Raw genomic sequence first — 18,607 nt, 5'->3', positions numbered from 1 at the left:
GTCACCGTCACCCCGGCGAACGCCGGGGTGACGGCCCCGGTCGTCAAAGCCCTCGGGGCTTCGGCGACCAAGTGCGGAATTACTTCGCCGCGTCTTCGATGATCTTCGCGACCTTGTCCGGATGCGAGATCATCACGACGTGCGAGGCGCCCTCGACCACCACGGTCTCCTTCGACTTCGCACGCTCGGCCATGAACTTCATCGACGCCGGCGGAATGTTCTTGTCCTTCGAACCATAGATGTGCCACGACGGAATGTGCTTCCACGCCGCCGCCGTCTCGGCCTCGTTCAACGCTTCCTCGGTGATCGGACGCTGTTCCGCGGCCATGATCGTCGCCTGCTTCTTCGGCACGTCGGCAGCGAACTGCTCCGGGAACTTGTCCTGGATCACGTAGAGATCCTTGCCACCACCCGTCAGCGGCACCGGCGTCAGCACCGAACCCAGCGTGCTGCCCGGGAACTTGCCGGAGAGTCCGGCGGCCGACTCGCCGACATCGGGCGAGAACGCGGCGACATAGACCAGCGACTTCACATTCGACTGGCCTTCGGCCGCCTCGGTGATGACCGAGCCGCCGTACGAATGACCGACGAGCACGACCGGACCCTTGACGCTCTTGACCACGTCGGCGATCGACGCGGCGTCGGTCTTCACGCTACGCAGCGGGTTCGCCGCGGCGATCACGGTGTACCCGTCCTTGTGGAGCTGTTCGATCACGCCGCTCCAGCTCGAGGCATCCGCGAGCGCGCCGTGCACGAGCACGACGGTCGGCTTATCGGCGGCGAAAGCGGCCGGGCTGACGGCAAGGGCGGCCACCATGGCGGCGCGCAGCAGGGAACGGGTCATCGTCTGTCTCCTTGTGGGGGGGGTAGCGGATTGGACCATCCGGTCCATATCCCTGCCTTGTCCGTTTTGGCGGTTGGCTTGCGGAATCCACCGCGGCCGTGACGCATATCGCGCAAATTGAGACGGCGATAACGTACATTTGTACGATGTCCCAACCCATCCCCATGACCCGTCTGCACAAGGGCCGAGGCGCCGCCTCCAACCCGGAGGGCCGCTTCGAATCCACGCGCCATCAGGCCGAGGACGACGGCTGGCACCGCGAAGACGACGATCGCCGACCCGCGACGGAGGTGCGCGAGGAACTGGCCCGGAGCGTCATCACCCGGAACGATTCGCCCGACGTCGGCTTCGACCACGCGACGAACCCATACCGCGGCTGCGAGCACGGCTGCATCTACTGCTACGCCCGCCCTTCGCACGCGTACCTCAACCTCTCGCCCGGCCTCGACTTCGAAACGAAGCTGTTCGCGAAGACCAACCTGGAGTCGATCCTTCGCGACGAACTCTCGAAGCGCAGCTACGTCTGCAAGCCGATCAACATCGGCAGCAACACCGACCCGTACCAGCCGATCGAAAAGACCTGGCGGCTCACGCGCGCCGCGCTGGCGCTGCTCAACGAGTGCAACCATCCGTGCACCATCGTCACTAAGAACGCGCTGGTCGAACGCGACCTCGACATCCTGGTGCCGATGGCCCAGCGCAACCTCGTGCAGGTGTTCGTCTCGATCAATTCGCTGGACACCCGGCTCGCCGCGAAACTCGAACCGCGCGCGAGCGCGCCCCACCGTCGCATGAAAGCGGTCGAGACACTCGCCCAGGCCGGCGTGCCCGTCGGTGTGCTCGTCGCACCCATCATCCCGGCACTGAACGAGAAGGATCTCGAAGCGATCGTCGAGCAAGCCGGAGCCAACGGCGCCAGGTCGATCGGCTACACCTGCATTCGCCTGCCGCACGAACTCAAGCAGCTGTTCCGCGAATGGCTCGAACTCCACTACCCCGACCGCGCCACGCACATCATGAGCCTCATCCAGCAGATGAACGGCGGCAAGGATTACGACAGCAACTTCGCCACGCGCATGCGCGGGCAGGGCGTCTTCGCGGACATCATCCGCAAGCGCGTGGAGGTCGCGGCGCGCAAGGCCGGGCTGCATCGCGCGTGGGATACGGTGCTGGATACGTCGCAATTTGTGGCGCCGCGGGTGTTTTCGCCGCAGGGTGAGTTGTTCTGAACGTCGAGAGAGCGCCAATCACTCTTCCTGTCACGACATGAGGCTTTCCGCAGCCATCATGACGCCTGCTAGAAAGGCCCCGCGCTCAAGATGGTCCGCGTATTACGTCAGGCCTAGTTCCGGGAGTCCGGGAGCGGCGGCGCGAGGGCGCCGCCTATTGAAACTCTTAAGCTAGATTGGCCGGCTTGAGCAGATCGGGAAAACCAACCCGGTGCAGCATCTCTGCACGCAGCCGATCGATCACCGGAAAGCTGATGCTCGCGCCATCTTCGGTGGGATCGTAATGGACGCGGAATGGTCGGCTGCCGAAAGGTAGGTCGACGACCCGCACCATCTCGGCTGCAACACCGGAGGGGTCGGCGTCTTCGGGGACGATCTCCGAGAACGCCTTCATCACCTGTTCGCCGAAAGCCTTGTACGGGCCGGCTTCGTATTCGGCAAGACGCGCCTTGTCTCCCGGCCGACCGGAATGTGCGAAGTGGTTCGTGCCTTTCGTGAAGGCGCCGGGGACGACGATGGTTGTTTCGATGCCCCAGCGCACGAGTTCACGGGCGTAAACCACCGCCAGGGAATCCATCGCCGCCTTGGCGGCGAAGTACGGCGCCAGATACGGCGGCGTCCCGCCGGCGGAACTGCTGCTTGAGATCCAGAGCAAGAGTCCCTGTTTCGCGGCGCGCATATGCGGCAGGACCGCTCGATTAACCCGCTGCGTACCCAAGACGTTTACGTCATATTGCTCCGCGAATTGTTCGGGTGTGAACGCTTCAGCGGGACCGAAGACCATGTGGCCGGCATTGTGAACCATCACGTCGATCTTGCCGCTGTCGGCGATGATCTTGCTCACCGCGGATTCGATGGATGACTCCGACTGGACGTCGAGCTCGATCGCGCGGAGATCGATACCGCCGAGGCGAGACGTTTCCGCCAATTCCGCGACGTTCCTTGCGTTGCGGCCGGCTACGTCGCGCATCGACGCGTAGACGGTGTGTCCAGCCCTTGCCAGAGCTTCTGCGGCGAGGCGACCGAAGCCGCTGGACGCACCGGTAATCAGAATGATTTTCTTGTTCATACGATGAGATCCCTGGTGGGGTGGCAACGGCTCGGGCGTGACTGAACGCGCACGGTTGCGTCTTCAGCACATGCCGCCATTCGCGCGGATGGTCTGACCGTTGATCCAGGCGCCTTCCGGACCTGCCAGAAACGAGACCACATTGGCGATGTCGTTCGTCTGCCCGAGGCGCTCCAGGGGATTCAGCCTAGCCATATGGTCGATCAGTTCGGGGCTCTTGCCGTGCAGGAATAGTTCGGTCGCCACCGGGCCCGGCGCGACCGCGTTGACACTGACTTCGCGACCACGCATCTCCTGGGCCAGTACCGAGGTCAGGGCCTCGACGGCGCCCTTGGTCGCCGCGTAAACGCCGTAGGTGGGGAGGCGAACGCCGATCACGCTGGTGGAGAAATTGATGATCCGGCCACCCTTACGAATCCGCCTGGCGGCTTCGCGGCAGGAGTTGAACGTGCCCTTGACGTTGACGGCCATGGCCTTGTCGAAGGTGGCGTCATCGAAGTCTTCGATCTTTGCGAGGGTAAGGATGCCCGCGCAGTTGATGACCACGTCGACGCCACCGAAAGTGGATTCCGCGGCGTCGAACATCGCTTTGACTGCCGTCGGATCGGAGACGTCGGCCTGTGCGGCGATGCCATCGCCGCCGGCTGCCTTGATCGTCGCCAGAATCTTGTTGGCCGCCTCGGCGTTGCCCGAGTAGTTCAGTACGACTTTGAACCCGTCGCGCGCGAGTCGGACAACCAGTTCCGCGCCGATGCCGCGCGACGAACCGGTAACGATGGCAACCTTACCCGAGGTGCTGCCCATGCTCTTGACTCCTTAGGATGATAGAGGGCGATCTCCGGATATCGGACCGAAGATCTTGTGACGCGGAGACGCCGTGCATCGGTCTTCGCGAGAGGAGAGGCGCGCACCCAGGAGTGCGCGCCCTGGACATCACTTCGCGTTGTGCTCTCGGATGCCGTCGCTGATCTGTTGAAGAGCAGCCTTCGTCGACGGGACTTCGCGCAGCGCGTTCAGGAAGACGAAGTCGTGGATGGTGCCGTTATAGCGAACGGCCGTGACCGCGTTGCCTGCTTCCTTCAGCTTGCGGGCGTAGGCTTCGCCTTCGTCACGAAGAGGGTCGTTCTCTGCGGTGATGACGAGTGCCGGCGGCAGGCCAGTCAGCTCTTCCTTCGAAGCGCGCAGAGGCGATACGTACGGGTTGTCGCGGGTTTTCGCGTCCGGCGCGTACAGGTCCCAGCCGTACTTCATGAAGTCACGGGCGAGGAAGTGACCGGTTGCAAACTGGTGATACGAGTCGGTATCGACGCTGGCGTCGGTAGCGGGGATGAGAAGGACCTGGTAGTCGATCTTCGGGCCTTTACGATCCTTGGTCATGAGGGTCAGCGCGGCAGTCATGTTGCCGCCTACGGAGTTGCCCGCGACCGTGATGCGGCTACCATCGGCGCCGAGTTCCTTGCCGTTCGCGGCGATCCATTCCAGCACGGCATAAGACTGCTCGAGCTGAGTCGGGAACTTCGCCTGGGGCAGCGGGGTGTATTCGACGAACACACCGACCTGGCCGGACCCGACGACGAGGTCGCGCAGGATGCGCTGGTGGTTCTGAAAGTTACCTACGATCCAGACACCGCCGTGGATGAAGAGGAGGACGCCCGGCTTAGGGGCGGTGTGATCGGGCTTCATGATGTAGATCTTCACCGTCTGCCCGTTCTGGGTGATGGTGCGTTCGGAAGTTGTCACACCGGACATGTCGACCTTGGTCTGCTCCTGGATGCCGGTAAGAATGTCTTGCGGCTTCGGCTGCGGAAGCTCCCAGAACGGGCTTGGGTCCTTGTTGATCTTCTCCAGGAACTGCTTCACCTGCGGATCGAGGTGGGAGTCGTTGGCGATGTCCTGGGCAAGAACGGGCTGGGTCATGACAGTTGCTCCAATGAGAAGGGACGCGATCTTAGTGAGGCGGTTCATGGCGGTTTTCCTGGGAAGTGTTCACGTGGGCCAAGGGCCGCTGGTGCCAATGTCGGCGAGAACATTGAGGCTCAGGCAATCGCTTGCCGACAATTCATGCCTAGGTGTTACACGCCCGGGGGACACTCGCGAAGCGTCCATAGACACCTGAATTCAGGCATGAAATGAACAAGATAGGCCGATCCGTCGTTGGATCTAATATCTAGGTAGGGGATCGCTCCCTGCGCGTTGGCACGGGGATATCGACATGGCAATTTCACCGCAGAGCGTGGCCGCTAGTCAGACACTTCAGGGACGTATGTCGCTGTGCAGCTGGGAGCTCGGATGGAGGGACCTCCTGCTCCGCAGCTACGAAGAACCCACCGAAGTAGAGAGCCTTGTCACCGCACCGACCAACGACCACCTCATCGTGCTCGTCACACGAGGAGGCTGTGAGATCGAGGGCCTGTACGCCGGCAAGTGGCAGCGCGCTCGTTATGCCAAGGGCGACATCGGAATGACTGCGCCCGGCGAGGAGGTCAGTCTTCGGTGGTGGGGTGCGCGAGACCAGGAGACTTTGCAACTGCACATTCCTGCTTCGACGCTTGCGGACGTCGCGAAGCTCGATCCCTCGTGGACGGATGAGATCCGTCTGCCGCACCAGCTGACCTTTCCCGATCCGGTCGTGGAATCCGTACTCCAGAGTCTGCGCCGCGCGGTCGAGTTGAAAATGCCCAGCCTCTACGCCGACTCCGCCGTACATTTTCTGGCCAGCCATCTCCTTCAGTTTCACGCTCGGATTCGTCCCATGGGATCGCTTGGTCGCGATCCAGGGCGCATGGCGATAATCGATGGGTTGATGCGCTCCTCCCTCTCGTTTGATCTGAGCCTGGATGCGCTGGCCGCCGAAGTCGGATTGAGCAAGTTCCACTTCCTGAGGGTCTTCAAGGACACCTTCGGCGAAACACCGTTTCAGCGGTTGACACGGCTCCGCATGGAGCGGGCCCGGGTCCTGTTGGACGACCGAGCACGTAGCGTCACCGATGTTGCGTTGGATTGCGGGTATGGAAACCCCGGGCATTTCGCAGCGGCCTTCCGTCGGGCCTACGGTGTCTCGCCGCAGGCGTTTCGCTCGCGAAAGTCCCGCTAACCCGCAATCCGGCGACAGTTCGGCGCAATTTCGCGAGCGACACCGCAAACCCGGCTGCCGAAAATGCATCGACGCTCGCTGATGGCCAGGTCGATGTTGGCGGACAATACGGTTGCACTCGTCAGAAATCGTTCTCCGGCCGCACGCCGGCCTGCGCTATTGCTCGCGGCGACCGTGCTTGCGATTTGTATCCTCGCGCTGGATTTGCGGCAGTCGCTCGACGGCGCGGTAGCTGTTCTCTACATCGCTGTAGTGCTCGTGGTCGCGCCGCTCGGCGGTCGTTATGTCATCGCCAGCGGCATCACGACCGGAGTACTGACGACCGCCGCCTTCCTGATCGGGCACCTTTCGCATCCGACCAACGGTGCCTATTCGCGCTTCGTGGTCAGTCTGGTGGCGATCGGAATCACAACGCTGCTGTCGCTTCGTGACCGGTCTTCGCGCACCACCCTCGGCGAGCAGGCGCGTATTCTCGAGCTTTCGCACGATACGGTCATCATCCGGAGTAACGAGGACGTTATCCTCTATTGGAACGAGGGCGCGGAGCTTCTCTACGGCTGGGCACGACACGAAGCGCTGGGGAAGAAAAGCAGCGAGCTTCTGCGTTGCGAATACGATGATCCCGACGTGGACGAATGCCTGCGAACGGACGGTCACTGGTCGGGCGAGGTCGTCCGCACCCGCCGGGACGGTACCCGTCTGGTACTGGCAAGCCGATGGCTGCTTCGTCGCGACCCCGAAGGCCGCCCCGTCGGCATCATCGAATCGAGTTCCGACCTCACCGCACGTCTTCGCTCGGACACCGAACGTCTTGCGTCCGAGCGGCGGTACCGGGCGATCTTCGACTCCGCCGGCTTTGCCATGTGGGAGTCGGACTGGTCGCAAACGGTTGGTGCGGTGCTTCATGCAGCCCCGCCGGGTGACCTACGCCCTTGGCTCGCGTCCCACCCTGAGATCGTTGGGCCTGCAATACAGGCCGGGGTTATTCGCCATGCGAATCAGGCAGCCGCGGATCTCTTCGGTGTTCGACACCGGGAGGAGCTGGCTGGCGCGAATTTATGCGGACGGTATCTGGAGTCCGGTGTGGGGGCGTTCTCGACCATCCTGGCTGCCCTCGCAGACGGGGAGACCTCGGTCGAAGCCGAGACCCGCCTGAAAACGTTCCACGGCAGGGTTGCCGACATCGTCCTCAGGGTAACGCTCCTTCCAGAGAGCCGGGACTGGTCGCATGTCCTGGTGATGGCGTTCGACGTTACCGAGCGAAATCACGCTCGGGCGCGCTTTGAACAAGCCTCGGCGGAACTCGCACATGCCGGGCGCGTGTCGATGCTTGGACAACTCGCCGCGTCGATTGCGCATGAGGTCAACCAGCCACTGACCGCCATCATCAACTACGCGAAGTCGGCTAGCCGGTGGGTCGATCGGGATGAGCCTCGCCTGGATGAAGTGGAAAAGTGCCTCGCGAGTATCGTTTCAAACGGAACGCGTGCCGCGGAAGTCATCGGCCGGGTCCGGTCCCTGGCCCGAAAAGCCGAGCCGCAGGCCGAGGACGTGGACCTTCTTGACCTGATCGACGGCGCACTTTCAATTACCCGGCGTGAGGCGGCAGCTCAAGCCGTCCAGATTGTCTGGAATCGTCCCGTCGCCCCGGTGCCGAAGGTCAGGGCGGACCGGGTCCAAATTCAGCAGGTGCTCGTGAACCTCATCATCAACGGCATTCAGGCAATGGTGAGTTCGACTGGATCGACACGAGAGCTTTGCGTCTACGTGAAGGTGCTTCCCGCTGGCGACGTGGCGGTTCACGTGCGCGACTGCGGGACGGGCTTTCCGGACGGGCAGGGAACGACGATCTTCGAACCGTTCTTTACCACGAAGTCGGATGGGATGGGGATGGGACTGTCCATCTGCCGAACCATTATCGAGGCCGGCGGCGGGACCATCTGGGCCCAGAACAATGAAGGCGCCGGGGCAACCGTGGCATTCAGCTTGCCAGCCTGCACCGTCCTTCCTGGTCTCCCTGCTACTCATATCTAGATGTTATTGGCCTCACAGCTGGAATCGCCATGATGGAGACCATGTTGCGGAAGGCGTGAGAGGTACACGGTTGTGATTACACAGGCACGCGTGTGCATTGTGGACGACGACGACGAGGTCCGGGAGAGCATCGCCTCCTTCTTCGATTCCGTCGGCATGTCAGTGGCGACCTTCCGTGCCGCCGAAGACCTGCTGGCGTCGCAGTGGTTGCCCATGGCGGATTTCATCGTCAGCGACCTCCACATGCGGGGCATGAGTGGTTTGGGCCTCCTGCACGAAGTACGGACACGGCGGCGGGACCTCCCGGTAGTGCTCATGACCGCATTCGGCACGGCGGAAGCTCGTGCGCAGGCGACACAGCTTGGCGTTCACGCATTCCTGTGTAAGCCGGTCGATCCGGAAAACCTTCTGGCTCTCATACGCACCGTGTTGACCGGTGGCACGGCGAGCCGATAGCGAAAAGACGTACACAGCATGACGAACTCCGCGAATGACGAAATCGACTTGCCGGTATGCGTTATCGATGATGACGAGGACGTACGGTTGTCCATCGCCAACTTGCTGCGCTCGTGCGGCCACACGGTCGAGATATTCAGTGGTCCCGCAGAGTTCAGAGACCGCGGTAGCTACGGAGCAGTGGCGTGTCTGGTCCTGGACGTGAGGCTCAAGGGCGCGAATGGTCTCGATTTCCAGGAGGAGCTCCTGCAGGACCAGCTTTCAATCCCCATTGTGCTGATGAGCGGCCATGGCGACGTCCCCATGACGGTGCGTGGGATGCGCGCCGGTGCGATCACGTTCCTGCCTAAGCCATTTCGTGAAGAGGATCTCCTTGCGGCGGTCCGAGAAGCGATTGCCACCGGCGAACGTCGGCGACGGGAGGAAGGCGCTCATGCCGAACTTCGCGACCGCTTTGCCACGCTGACGCCGCGCGAGCGCGACGTCCTTGGCCTGGTTGCCGCTGGTCTGATGAACAAGCAGATCGCGGGGCAACTCGCCATTAGCGAGATCACCGTAAAGATTCATCGCGGTAATGCCATGCGGAAAATGAAGGCGGACTCACTCGCCGATCTTGTCCGCATGGCCGAGAAGCTTGGAGCGCGCGAAAACCAAAGCCGCTATGGACGCGCGCGGACCACTGACTGAAGAAGGGTGAAAATCATGAAATACAAACAGCTCGGAAACACTGGATTATTGGTCTCGCGGCTGTGCTTCGGCACCATGACATTCGGTGGCGCGGGTGGTGTTTACAAGCATATCGGCAATGTCGACCAGGCCGGCGCCGATGAGCTGGTGAGGGCATGTATTGACGGCGGGATCAACTTCTTCGATACGGCTGACGTGTATTCCGCCGGCGAGAGCGAGAAAAGCCTCGGTCAGGCCTTCAAGAATCTTGGCGTACCCCGCACCGAGGTCGTCCTTGCAAGCAAGGGCTACAGCCGCATGGGCCAGGGTCGAAACGACGTAGGCGCGTCCCGCGGTCATCTCATGGATGCTGTCGAAGCCAGTCTGAAGCGTCTTCAGACCGATCACATCGACCTGTATCAGATCCACGCGACCGATGTCCTGACGCCGATCGAGGAAACCATGCGTGCGCTTGATGACATGGTCACACAGGGCAAGGTGCGCTATATCGGGGTGTCCAACTGGGCTGCCTGGCGTATCGCAGTGGCCAACGGTATCGCGACAACTAAAGACTATGCGCGATTCGAAACAGTGCAGGCTTATTACTCCATTGCGGGCCGCGACCTCGAGCGGGAACTCGTCCCTCTGATGGAATATCAGAAGCTCGGCCTGCTCGTCTGGAGTCCGCTGGCCGGTGGATTGTTGTCCGGAAAGTTCAGCCGCACGAACCAGAATCCAGAGGGGTCTCGTCGATCCGCCTTCGACTTCCCTATCGTCGACAAGGATCGGGCGTGGGATGTGATCGAAGCCATGGAACCTATCGCCCGCTCCCGAGGCTGCAGCATCGCGCGGATCGCCCTGGCCTGGCTGCTCTCCCGCAACGTTGTGACCTCGGTGATCGTTGGAGCGAAGCGGCTCAGCCAGCTCGAGGACAACCTCTCAGCCGTCGACGTCGAGCTGACCGAGGCGGAACTGGCTTCGCTTTCCGAAGCGAGTGAGCTTCCCCGCGAATACCCGGGCTGGATGCTGGAGACGCAGGGCGCCGATCGCTTCGGCCCGGTGGACTTATGGGCTGGCAAGACACGCTGAACGGCGCGGTCTTGGCTATCGATACCGTCGATCAAGGACCACCGCAGCAACGTCGCCACGCGTATGCGCGGCCACGGCATCTTCGCGGACATCATCCGCAAGCGCGTGCAGGTCGCGGCGCGCAAGGCCGGGCTGCATCGAGCGTGGGATACGGTGCTGGATACATCGAGGTTCGTGGCGCCGCGGGTGTTCTCGCCGCAGGGGGAATTATTCTGAGCTCAAATAAGGGTCATCGCCACGATGCCTCCCGTCGTGACAAAAGGCTGTCCGCCGTCAGCATGACGCCAGCAACAACGGGTTTGGGTACGGCGGTAGGAAGAAAAATGGTTGCCGCGAGGTGGAGCGCCGACTCCGCAAACTCGTAACATTTTTCCAGCCAGGGGCCTTACGGGGGGCGGTTGAACCACCTGCGCTCGGCGGTAGGCCGACCCAGACCACGTGCTAGGGCGCTTTACCCATCACTTGATCGCGAAATCTCTGCCACTGCTGATGACCAACCCCAAGCAGACTGCTCAGATGCTGACTGGACCCGCATAGGACGGGGTTGGGTAACCCTTCGCTGGGCAGATGACTAGCTTGTGACGCATCGGTGAGTATCGCGATGGGATTCGCAGCACTCCCATTCCCCTGCGCGTTCAAGATGACCATGCCGCCTGCCTTTGCGACGTCGAACACGAGTTCAACAATGCACTGGGAGAAACCCCGGATAAGAAATGCGCAACCTGTGAAGTTCTCGTGGCCTTCGAGGCCCTTGGCCGAGAACTCAACACTGGAGCCATCCGCAAAGTCGACTACATAGAAGCCGAACTTGTCAGCAGCAACCTGGCTATGTCGCCGAAGAGCCGCGAGGACCTCAGGTCGGCTGACTTCTGCCGAGTCCCCATACTCGAATCGCTGCAGATACAGGTCAAAGCTCATCTTTCGCCCGCGAGGTGGTTGAAATATCCAGTTTCGGAACGATCCGCCTTTGGCAGGAGGCGCACCTTGGCAGTCTGACGCCAGGAACCATTCATCGGCAATCTGGTGGTGACCTCAAATGGCCCTGACAACGCGCTGAGGTCAACTCTTGCGCATTGCCTAATGGTGAATCTGATCGGCCACGCGCTTGGTCCAGCCGGAGGTGACAATCAGCATGCGACTTCGGGCGTAGGAGGTCAACGTGGAATAGGCCTTGAGTGACGGCCGGTACTTAAGCCGGTGGCGGCGAGTCGTCGCTCGCATCATGCGCATCGAAACACTCGATGAGCATGTCGGTCAGCGCGCGTACCGTGCGAGGTGCCTGAGGTCCGGGCGGGCGAACGACGAACACGCCGGCGACGGGTAGCGGGAATCGCGTCATGATCGGTACGAGGTCGCCCGACGCCACGTGGGCATGGGTGATGCCGTCGGGCAGATAGGCGATGCCGAGGCCGGCCAGCGCCGCGGCGACGAGTGCGGTGCCGTTGTCGCTCTTGAACTTGCCTCGCGGCCTCACGGTGATCGCGCGGTCGCCGTCCATGAAGGTCCAGCTTTCCGTTCCCTGCATCAACGCCTCGTGCTCGACGATGTCGTCGGGCGTTTCCGGAGCTCCGTGCGCGCGGATATAGGCCGGACTCGCCACGAGCTTTCCGAAGATGGGTCCGACCCTTCGCGCGACCAGATTGGAGTCGGGCATGTAACCGAAGCGGATGGCGCAGTCGAAGCCTTCGGAGAGCAGGTCGACGAACCTGTCGCTGTAGGACGTATGGATGTGCAGCCGGGGATGGCGTGTCGCCATGCTCGCCAGCACGGGTGCCAGATGCGTCGGACCGAACGTCAGTGGCGCCGCGATGCGAAGTCGGCCTCGCAACTCGCCTTCGGGTGCGATGCTCTCCAGCGCCGTGTCGATATCGCGGCAGATCCTCGCCGCGTATTCGCGGAAGATCGCTCCGGCTGCGGTAACCACCGCGCCGCGCGTGCTCCGTGAAAGCAGTTGAACACCCAGCTCGGTCTCGAGCCGGACGATCTGTCGGCTGACGACGGACTTGGTGACGCCGAGCCGCCTCGCCGCCGACGACACGCCCCCCGCTTCCGTCACCTCAACGAACGTTCTCAGATCATCGGTTTCCATAGGTGTTCCCCATTAGGCGACGTCACGTCGCGTTCTGCGGTGCTACCTCGCCTGGGATGACGATGGCACTGTCTACGAGGGGTTCGCCACGGCGATGGCCAACCTTCGCAGAGCATCTCATCTAACGACACCAGAGGACTACCATGGCATTCCGCAACGGACTCGATTCGCTTCTCCGACCGGAGGACTCGGTCCTCGTGCTCATCGACCACCAGGCCTACCAGCTCGCAGGTGTCGGTAGCCACGATACGCAAGCCATCGTCAACAACGTCACGGCGTTGGCCAAGCTGGCGAAGGCCTTCAGGGTGCCGACGATCCTGACGAGCGTGCTTGCCGCCCGCGGTGGTTATCTCTTCAAGAGCATCACGGACGTGTTCCCCGACCAGGAAGTGATCGACCGTACGTGGGTGAACACGTGGGAAGACAAGAACGTCGTCGACGCGGTCAAGGCCACGGGCCGCAAACAGTTGATCATCGCCGGACTGTGGACGGAGGTTTGCGTCGCGATGCCGGTCATTCATGCGCTGGGCGACGGTTGGGATGTCTCCGTCATCACCGACGCCTCGGGCGGCATCTCGAAGGAGTCACACGAAGTGGCCATCCAGCGAATGATCGCCGCTGGCGCCAACGTCATGACGTGGATGGCGCTCGCCGGCGACTGGCAACGCGACTGGGCCCGTACGGAACACGTACAGGAACTCACCGAGATCTTCATCGCCCACCTCGGCGGAAGCGGTATCGCATACCAGTGGGAGCAGCAACTGCTGAACACGCTTCCCGGCTCCGCAGGCTGAGCGAGGGCTAAGGCCGGCTCGCTGGAGACGGACCGTCGGCCTCTCCATCGAGCACGCAACCGTCACATACGGAGGACGATCTTTCCGATGCTCTCGTTCGTTTCCATGCGGCGGTGCGCTGCCGCGGCCTCGGCGAGCGGGTACACCCGATCGATCAGCGGCGACAGCGTGCCGTCCGCGAAGCGTGCGAACCACGCTTCGCGGAAGCGCGCCACCATCGCCTGTTTGACCGCCTGCGGCCGTGTCTTCATCACCGTGCCGAGGATCTGCAGGTGACGGTAGAGCAGGCGCTCCATGTCGAGCGTCGCGCCCGCGCCGCCGCCCAAGAGGCCCACCTGCACGAGGCGGCCGCCGTGACGTAGCGAGCGAAGGTTACGGTCCAGGTACGGCGCGCCGATGAAGTCGACGACCACGTCGACACCGTCGCCACCGGTTTCGCTTTCCACCGCCGCGACGAAGTCGTCCGATTTGTAGTCGATGACGATGTCGGCACCCAGTGCCAGCACGCGGTCGCGCTTCGCCGCCTGCGTGGTGGCGAACACGTGTGCTCCGGCGGCATGGGCGAGTTGCACGGCGGCGGATCCGACGCCACCCGCCGCAGCGTGCACGAGCACCGCCTCGGAAGGCTGCAGCTTCCCCAGATGGAACAGCGCCTCGTGCGCCGTCACGAACACCTCGGGAATCGCCGCCGCATGCACGTCTTCGATGCCGTCCGGCACCGGCATGGCCATGCGATAGTCCAGGCGGGCGAGTTCGGCATAGGCACCGCCGCCGGTGATACCCATCACGCGGTCACCCACCTCGTAGCCCGCGACGTCGGGCCCCTTGGCGACGACCTCGCCGGCGATCTCCAGGCCAATGAGGTGCGAATCGCCGAAGTCGGGCCGGCCGTAATGTCCCGTTCGCAGGAGCAGGTCCGCACGGTTCACGCCAGCCGCGCGAACGCGCACCAACAGGTCGCTGGCGCGAACCACCGGCTCCGGAACATCCACCAGCCTGAGGACCTCGGGCTCGCCGAACTCCGCGAAGTCGATGGCTTTCATGCACCGGCTCTCGTGGTTCGCGTCGTTCCGTCGAGGTCTTTGCGTAGTTTCATCAGTCGTCCATCTTTCAATCGGAAGGCCCCGCTAACCTGCACCTGCGAGCGCTCATCGGGCGTGAAGAAGGGCTGGGTAGTCGGCTCGATCCTGGCGCAAGTTCGTCAGCGTGATACCGCAGGCAGAACGCCGATGGTCCGCATCCAGACCTCGGCCAGTTCCGGCCAGCGTGTCACGGGATCCTCCGTGCGTCGAAGGCCGAACGCATGCCCGCCCTCCGCGTACAGGTGCATCTCCACCGGGATCTTCGCTTTCTGCAACGCAAGGTAGTACGTCAGCGATTCGCGGATGTCGTCGGTCGGATCGTCTTCCGCCTGCACGATGAACGTCGGTGGTGCGTGCGGGTCGATCGTCACGTCGGGATCCAGCGTGAGGCCCGGCTCGGTCCACAGGTGACCGGGATACAGGGCGATGGCGAAATCGGGACGCACGCTCACCTTATCGGCGTCGTCCAAGGCGCGGTAGCTGCGCATGGCGTGATGGCTGACGTCGGCGACCATCCTTCCGCCGGCGGAAAAGCCGAGCACGCCGATGCGGTGCGGATCGATGCCGAGCGAGGCGGCACGCGTTCGCAGCAGACTGATCGCTCGTTGCGCGTCCTGCAGGGCCATCGGCTCGCGTGGATCGCGGCGGCAGTCGCACTCGTCGTTCCAGTACGGGCCTGAGCCCGGCACGCGGTATTTCAGGACGACGCACGTGATCCCTTTGGTGGTAAGCCAGTCGCACACCTCCGTGCCTTCCAGATCGATGGCGAGCACGCGATAGCCTCCGCCCGGAAACACGACGACGGCCGCGCCCGTGTTGAATCCCTTTGGCCGGAAGATGCTCATCGTCGGCGTCGACACGTGCTGGACGAACGTCACCGGCTTTCCGGCGATGTCCTTCGGGCCGAGCCCGTACACCTCGTCGCCCGGCGTTGCCGGCGGGGCGATCGCATGGCCCTTCGGCCAAAGCATGACGGACTCAGCAGGCGCCGGCGGTTGCCACGGGCGCTGCTGGCGATCCCGAAGCGGCTCGGATCCTGTGGTCGCCGAAGCCACGGACGACATCAAAGCGATGACGAGCACGGCGAGTGCGCGTAGCCAGTTCATTGCAACCCCCTGCAGGTATGACACGATCGTCGAAGCCCAAGCGTGCAGGCAATACCGGGCGAAACAATGGCAGGGTGGGGGTGATTCCGGGAGGCCTTACGGGGCGGCGGCCTCGAAGACCCCCGCGAGCCAGTCGATGAACACCCGCACGCGCGGCGAGAGGTGCCTGTTCTGCGGATACAGCACCGACACGGGCATCCGCTCCGGCGGGAAGGCCTCGAGGATCGGCACGAGTGTCCCCGTCGCGATCTGTTCCGCCACGCGATACCGCGGTACCTGGATCAGCCCCAGACCCGCCACGCCCGCCGCCGTGTAGATCTCCGCGCCACGCACGACGACGTCGAAGGGCAGGGGAATCTCGCGCAGCTGCCCGTCCACCGTGAAGTCCATCGGATAAGGCTTGCCGGTGGCGGACGTGCTGTACGCGACCATGCGATGGCCGTCGAGGTCATCCGGTGTCGTGGGCGTGCCGTGCCGCGCGAGATAGGCGGGGCTCGCCAGCGTCACCTGCTCGAAGACGGTGACGCGGCGTCCCATAAGCGTGGAATCGGGCAGGTCACCCGCACGCACGACGCAATCGAAGCCTTCGGTGATGAGATCGACCATGCGGTCGGACTCGCTCAGGTTGAGCGCGATCCCCGGATAGCGCGCCATGAATCCCGGCAAGGCGGGAAGGATGAAGAAGCGCGCGATCGTGCCCTGCATGTCGACGCGCAAGGGCCCCTTCGGCTCCGGATCGCGGAACACGCTTTCCATCTCGTCGAGGTCGGCCAGCAGGCGGACGCAGCGCTCGTGGTAGAGCGCGCCGTCGAGTGTCGGCCGGACGCTGCGCGTGGTGCGCTCCAGCAGGCGGACGCCGAGGTCGGCCTCGAGGTGCTGGATGGCGTGCGTAGCGGTGGGGCGAGGTATCACGAGATCCCGGGCCGCCTGCGCGAAGCTCCCGCGCTCCACGATCCTCACGAACAGCCGCATGACCTCGATCCGATCCACGATCCGTGCCCCGATTGTTAGGTCTGGTGAAACAGTGATGTTTGGATCGGCATTCTAGCGCCATTTTCGATAACGCCTAACTTAGTGGGTGCCGGGCATCTCCCAAAAGGACGAGGCCCGCCACATCCCTCTGACACAGCGAATCCGGAGACACGACCATGCCCTTTGCCAACTTCAAACTCCCCGAGGCCGCCCTCACCCGCGCCCAGAAGGAAGAGCTCGTCCATCGCACAACCGCGATGCTCGTGGACTATTTCTCGGAGGCCGCCCGGCCGCACACGATGGTCCTGATCGAAGAGATCAAGGACGGCGGCTACGCCCGTGCCGACGAGGTCTTCACCATCCCCGACGCCTATCGCGTGAAGGACTGATCCGCCCTTTCCATCCTTACAGGAGCCATCGACATGACTACTTCGAACGACAAGGTCGCGATCGTCACCGGCGCATCGCGTGGCATAGGCGCCGCCATCGCCGCGCGTCTCGCGCGCGACGGCTTCACCGTCGTCGTGAACTATGCGAACAACGCGAAACCGGCCGCCGAGCTGGTCGAAACGATCGAGAAGGCGGGCGGCCGCGCGATTTCCTGCCAGGCGGACGTCGGCGACCCGCAGGCCATCAAGCGCATGTTCGACGCGGCGGAGACGCGCTACGGCGGTGTCGACGTGCTGGTGAACAACGCCGGCATCATGAAGCTGGCGCCGGTCGCCCAGACCGATGACGCGACGTTCGACGAGACCATCGCGATCAACCTCAAGGGCACGTTCAACGGCGTGCGCGAAGCCGCCCGGCGCCTTCGCGAAGCCGGTCGCATCGTCAACTTCTCGACCAGCGTGGTCGGACTCTACCAGCCGACGTATGGCGTCTACGCCGCCACGAAGGCGGCGGTGGAGGCGCTGACGCACATCGTGGCGAAGGAGCTCGGCGCGCGGAAGATCACCGTGAACGCCGTCGCTCCAGGCCCCGTCGCCACCGACCTCTTCCTGGAGGGCAAGGACCAGGCGACGCTCGATCGCATCCGCCAGATGATCCCGCTCGGCCGACTCGGCGAGGTCGATGACATCGCGCGCGTCGTGTCCATGCTCGTCGGCCCGGACGGCGGCTGGATCAACGGCCAGGTGCTCCGCGTCAACGGCGGCGTCGTCTGAGGAGGCGTGCCCATGAAGCAGACCATTCTCGTCACGGGTGCATCGAGCGGCTTCGGCCGCCTGATGGCCAACGCCCTCGCCGCGTCGGGGCACACGGTGTACGCCTCGATGCGCGACCTCGGCGGCAAGAACGCGAGCCAGATCGCGGAAGTGGCCGCCTACGCAAAAGCGCATGAGGTCGATCTACGAACCATCGAGCTCGACGTCCAGTCCGAGGCCTCGGCGCAGTCGGCGATCGACGCCATCGTCGCCGAACACGGCAGGCTCGACGTGTTGATCCACAACGCCGGGCATATGGTGTGGGGTCCGAGCGAAGCGTTCTCGCCCGACGACCTCGCACACCTCTACGACGTCAACGTCCTCGGCGCGCAACGCGTCAACCGCGCGGCTCTTCCGTCCATGCGAAAGGAGGGCAAGGGCCTCGTCGTATGGATCGGCAGCAGCAGCGCCGCGGGCGGTGTCCCGCCGATGCTCGGGCCCTACTTCGCCGCGAAGGCCGGCATGGATGCCCTGGCCGTCTGCTATGCGCGCGAGCTCGCGCCATGGGGCATCGAGACGTCCATCGTCGTGCCAGGCGCGTTCACCAAGGGCACGAATCACTTCGCCCACGCGGGCTCGCCATCGGACAAGGCGCGCGCGGCGGAGTACGACGCCGCGCTGCCTGCCGGCTTCGCCGACGACATGCTCGCGGCGCTGGCGAAGACGGTGCCCGACGACGCCGATCCGGCGTCGGTCGCCGATGCCGTCGTAAACGTCGTGAACGCACCCTTCGGCAAGCGCCCGTTCCGCGTGGTGGTCGACCCCGCCAGCGACGGCGCCGCCGTGTCGTACGCGGTGATCGATCGGGTGCGCTCGGAGTTCCTGCATCGCATCGGGTTCGCGGGACTGAAGCATCCGCGAGTGTCGAGCTGAGGTCGTCG

General features: G+C 63.6%; 20 protein-coding genes. 11 read left to right on the top strand and 9 right to left on the bottom strand.

The genetic code is table 11. From position 1 onward, the window contains the following. Positions 1-79: 79 nt before the first annotated feature. Positions 80-844, bottom strand: a complete 765-nt coding sequence (locus tag J2X58_RS13955; protein ID WP_090058100.1) for an alpha/beta hydrolase — start codon at positions 842-844, stop codon at positions 80-82. Positions 845-990: 146 nt separating this feature from the next. Between J2X58_RS13955 and J2X58_RS13950 the strand changes: the two genes are divergently transcribed. Then, a complete protein-coding gene (locus J2X58_RS13950; RefSeq protein WP_310048924.1) occupies positions 991-2,073 on the top strand; it encodes a PA0069 family radical SAM protein in 1,083 nt (360 codons plus the stop codon). 166 nt (positions 2,074-2,239) lie between these two features. Here the strand turns inward: J2X58_RS13950 and J2X58_RS13945 are convergent, their stop codons facing one another. The 3 genes from J2X58_RS13945 to J2X58_RS13935 form a co-directional block, all read right to left on the bottom strand. Beyond that, positions 2,240-3,142, bottom strand: a complete 903-nt coding sequence (locus J2X58_RS13945) for an SDR family oxidoreductase (RefSeq protein WP_310048922.1) — start codon at positions 3,140-3,142, stop codon at positions 2,240-2,242. Positions 3,143-3,205: 63 nt separating this feature from the next. After that, positions 3,206-3,946 carry an SDR family oxidoreductase gene (locus tag J2X58_RS13940; protein WP_310048920.1) on the bottom strand — a complete coding sequence of 247 codons (741 nt, stop codon included), beginning with the start codon at positions 3,944-3,946 and terminating at the stop codon, positions 3,206-3,208. Positions 3,947-4,075: 129 nt separating this feature from the next. Next, entirely contained in the window at positions 4,076-5,107 is a 1,032-nt protein-coding gene (locus J2X58_RS13935; protein WP_310048918.1) for an alpha/beta hydrolase, read from the bottom strand. Between the two features lie 247 nt (positions 5,108-5,354). Between J2X58_RS13935 and J2X58_RS13930 the strand changes: the two genes are divergently transcribed. The 6 genes from J2X58_RS13930 (at position 5,355) to J2X58_RS13905 (ending at position 10,697) form a co-directional block, all read left to right on the top strand. Continuing rightward, positions 5,355-6,236 (top strand): helix-turn-helix transcriptional regulator, encoded by an 882-nt coding sequence (locus J2X58_RS13930; protein WP_310048916.1) that lies wholly within the window; start codon positions 5,355-5,357, stop codon positions 6,234-6,236. A gap of 63 nt (positions 6,237-6,299) precedes the next feature. Continuing rightward, positions 6,300-8,270, top strand: coding sequence for a PAS domain S-box protein (locus J2X58_RS13925; RefSeq protein ID WP_310048914.1), 1,971 nt, complete (start codon positions 6,300-6,302; stop codon positions 8,268-8,270). 99 nt (positions 8,271-8,369) lie between these two features. Then, on the top strand, positions 8,370-8,726 hold the full coding sequence (locus J2X58_RS13920) for a response regulator (RefSeq protein WP_310048912.1): 357 nt from the start codon (positions 8,370-8,372) through the stop codon (positions 8,724-8,726). 18 nt (positions 8,727-8,744) lie between these two features. After that, a complete protein-coding gene (locus J2X58_RS13915) occupies positions 8,745-9,413 on the top strand; it encodes a LuxR C-terminal-related transcriptional regulator (RefSeq protein ID WP_310048910.1) in 669 nt (222 codons plus the stop codon). Positions 9,414-9,428: 15 nt separating this feature from the next. After that, positions 9,429-10,481, top strand: coding sequence for an aldo/keto reductase (locus J2X58_RS13910; protein ID WP_310048908.1), 1,053 nt, complete (start codon positions 9,429-9,431; stop codon positions 10,479-10,481). Between the two features lie 63 nt (positions 10,482-10,544). Beyond that, positions 10,545-10,697, top strand: a complete 153-nt coding sequence (locus J2X58_RS13905; protein WP_310048906.1) for a hypothetical protein — start codon at positions 10,545-10,547, stop codon at positions 10,695-10,697. A 225-nt stretch (positions 10,698-10,922) separates the two neighbouring features. On the opposite strand, the gene J2X58_RS13900 is transcribed toward J2X58_RS13905, so the two are convergent. After that, positions 10,923-11,399: a hypothetical protein gene (locus tag J2X58_RS13900; RefSeq protein ID WP_310048905.1), complete on the bottom strand. Its 477-nt coding sequence runs from the start codon at positions 11,397-11,399 to the stop codon at positions 10,923-10,925. Between the two features lie 271 nt (positions 11,400-11,670). Continuing rightward, positions 11,671-12,570 carry a LysR family transcriptional regulator gene (locus J2X58_RS13895; protein ID WP_310048903.1) on the bottom strand — a complete coding sequence of 300 codons (900 nt, stop codon included), beginning with the start codon at positions 12,568-12,570 and terminating at the stop codon, positions 11,671-11,673. Between the two features lie 143 nt (positions 12,571-12,713). Here J2X58_RS13895 and J2X58_RS13890 point away from each other — a divergent pair, with 143 nt between their 5' ends. Further along, positions 12,714-13,364 carry a hydrolase gene (locus J2X58_RS13890; RefSeq protein ID WP_310048901.1) on the top strand — a complete coding sequence of 217 codons (651 nt, stop codon included), beginning with the start codon at positions 12,714-12,716 and terminating at the stop codon, positions 13,362-13,364. A 62-nt stretch (positions 13,365-13,426) separates the two neighbouring features. Here J2X58_RS13890 and J2X58_RS13885 read toward each other — a convergent pair whose 3' ends face one another. The 3 genes from J2X58_RS13885 to J2X58_RS13875 all read right to left on the bottom strand — a co-directional run bounded on the left by J2X58_RS13885 (position 13,427) and on the right by J2X58_RS13875 (position 16,542). Next, on the bottom strand, positions 13,427-14,407 hold the full coding sequence (locus tag J2X58_RS13885; RefSeq protein ID WP_310048898.1) for an NAD(P)H-quinone oxidoreductase: 981 nt from the start codon (positions 14,405-14,407) through the stop codon (positions 13,427-13,429). A 158-nt stretch (positions 14,408-14,565) separates the two neighbouring features. Then, a complete protein-coding gene (locus J2X58_RS13880; RefSeq protein ID WP_310048896.1) occupies positions 14,566-15,417 on the bottom strand; it encodes an alpha/beta hydrolase in 852 nt (283 codons plus the stop codon). Positions 15,418-15,648: 231 nt separating this feature from the next. Further along, positions 15,649-16,542, bottom strand: coding sequence for a LysR family transcriptional regulator (locus tag J2X58_RS13875; protein WP_310048894.1), 894 nt, complete (start codon positions 16,540-16,542; stop codon positions 15,649-15,651). Positions 16,543-16,700: 158 nt separating this feature from the next. Here J2X58_RS13875 and J2X58_RS13870 point away from each other — a divergent pair, with 158 nt between their 5' ends. From J2X58_RS13870 to J2X58_RS13860, 3 genes are read left to right on the top strand one after another with little or no spacing between them, the layout of a single operon-like run. Beyond that, positions 16,701-16,913 carry a 4-oxalocrotonate tautomerase family protein gene (locus J2X58_RS13870; RefSeq protein ID WP_090058120.1) on the top strand — a complete coding sequence of 71 codons (213 nt, stop codon included), beginning with the start codon at positions 16,701-16,703 and terminating at the stop codon, positions 16,911-16,913. Positions 16,914-16,946: 33 nt separating this feature from the next. Then, positions 16,947-17,687: an SDR family oxidoreductase gene (locus tag J2X58_RS13865; protein ID WP_310048892.1), complete on the top strand. Its 741-nt coding sequence runs from the start codon at positions 16,947-16,949 to the stop codon at positions 17,685-17,687. Positions 17,688-17,699: 12 nt separating this feature from the next. Further along, complete coding sequence (locus J2X58_RS13860) at positions 17,700-18,599, top strand: SDR family oxidoreductase (RefSeq protein ID WP_310048890.1); 900 nt, start codon at positions 17,700-17,702, stop codon at positions 18,597-18,599. The last annotated feature ends 8 nt before the right edge of the window (positions 18,600-18,607 follow it).

The sequence above is a fragment of the Luteibacter sp. 3190 genome (genome assembly GCF_031456385.1).
In the GTDB taxonomy this organism is placed as follows: Bacteria; Pseudomonadota; Gammaproteobacteria; order Xanthomonadales; family Rhodanobacteraceae; genus Luteibacter.
This window is presented reverse-complemented; position numbering and strand designations above follow the sequence as displayed.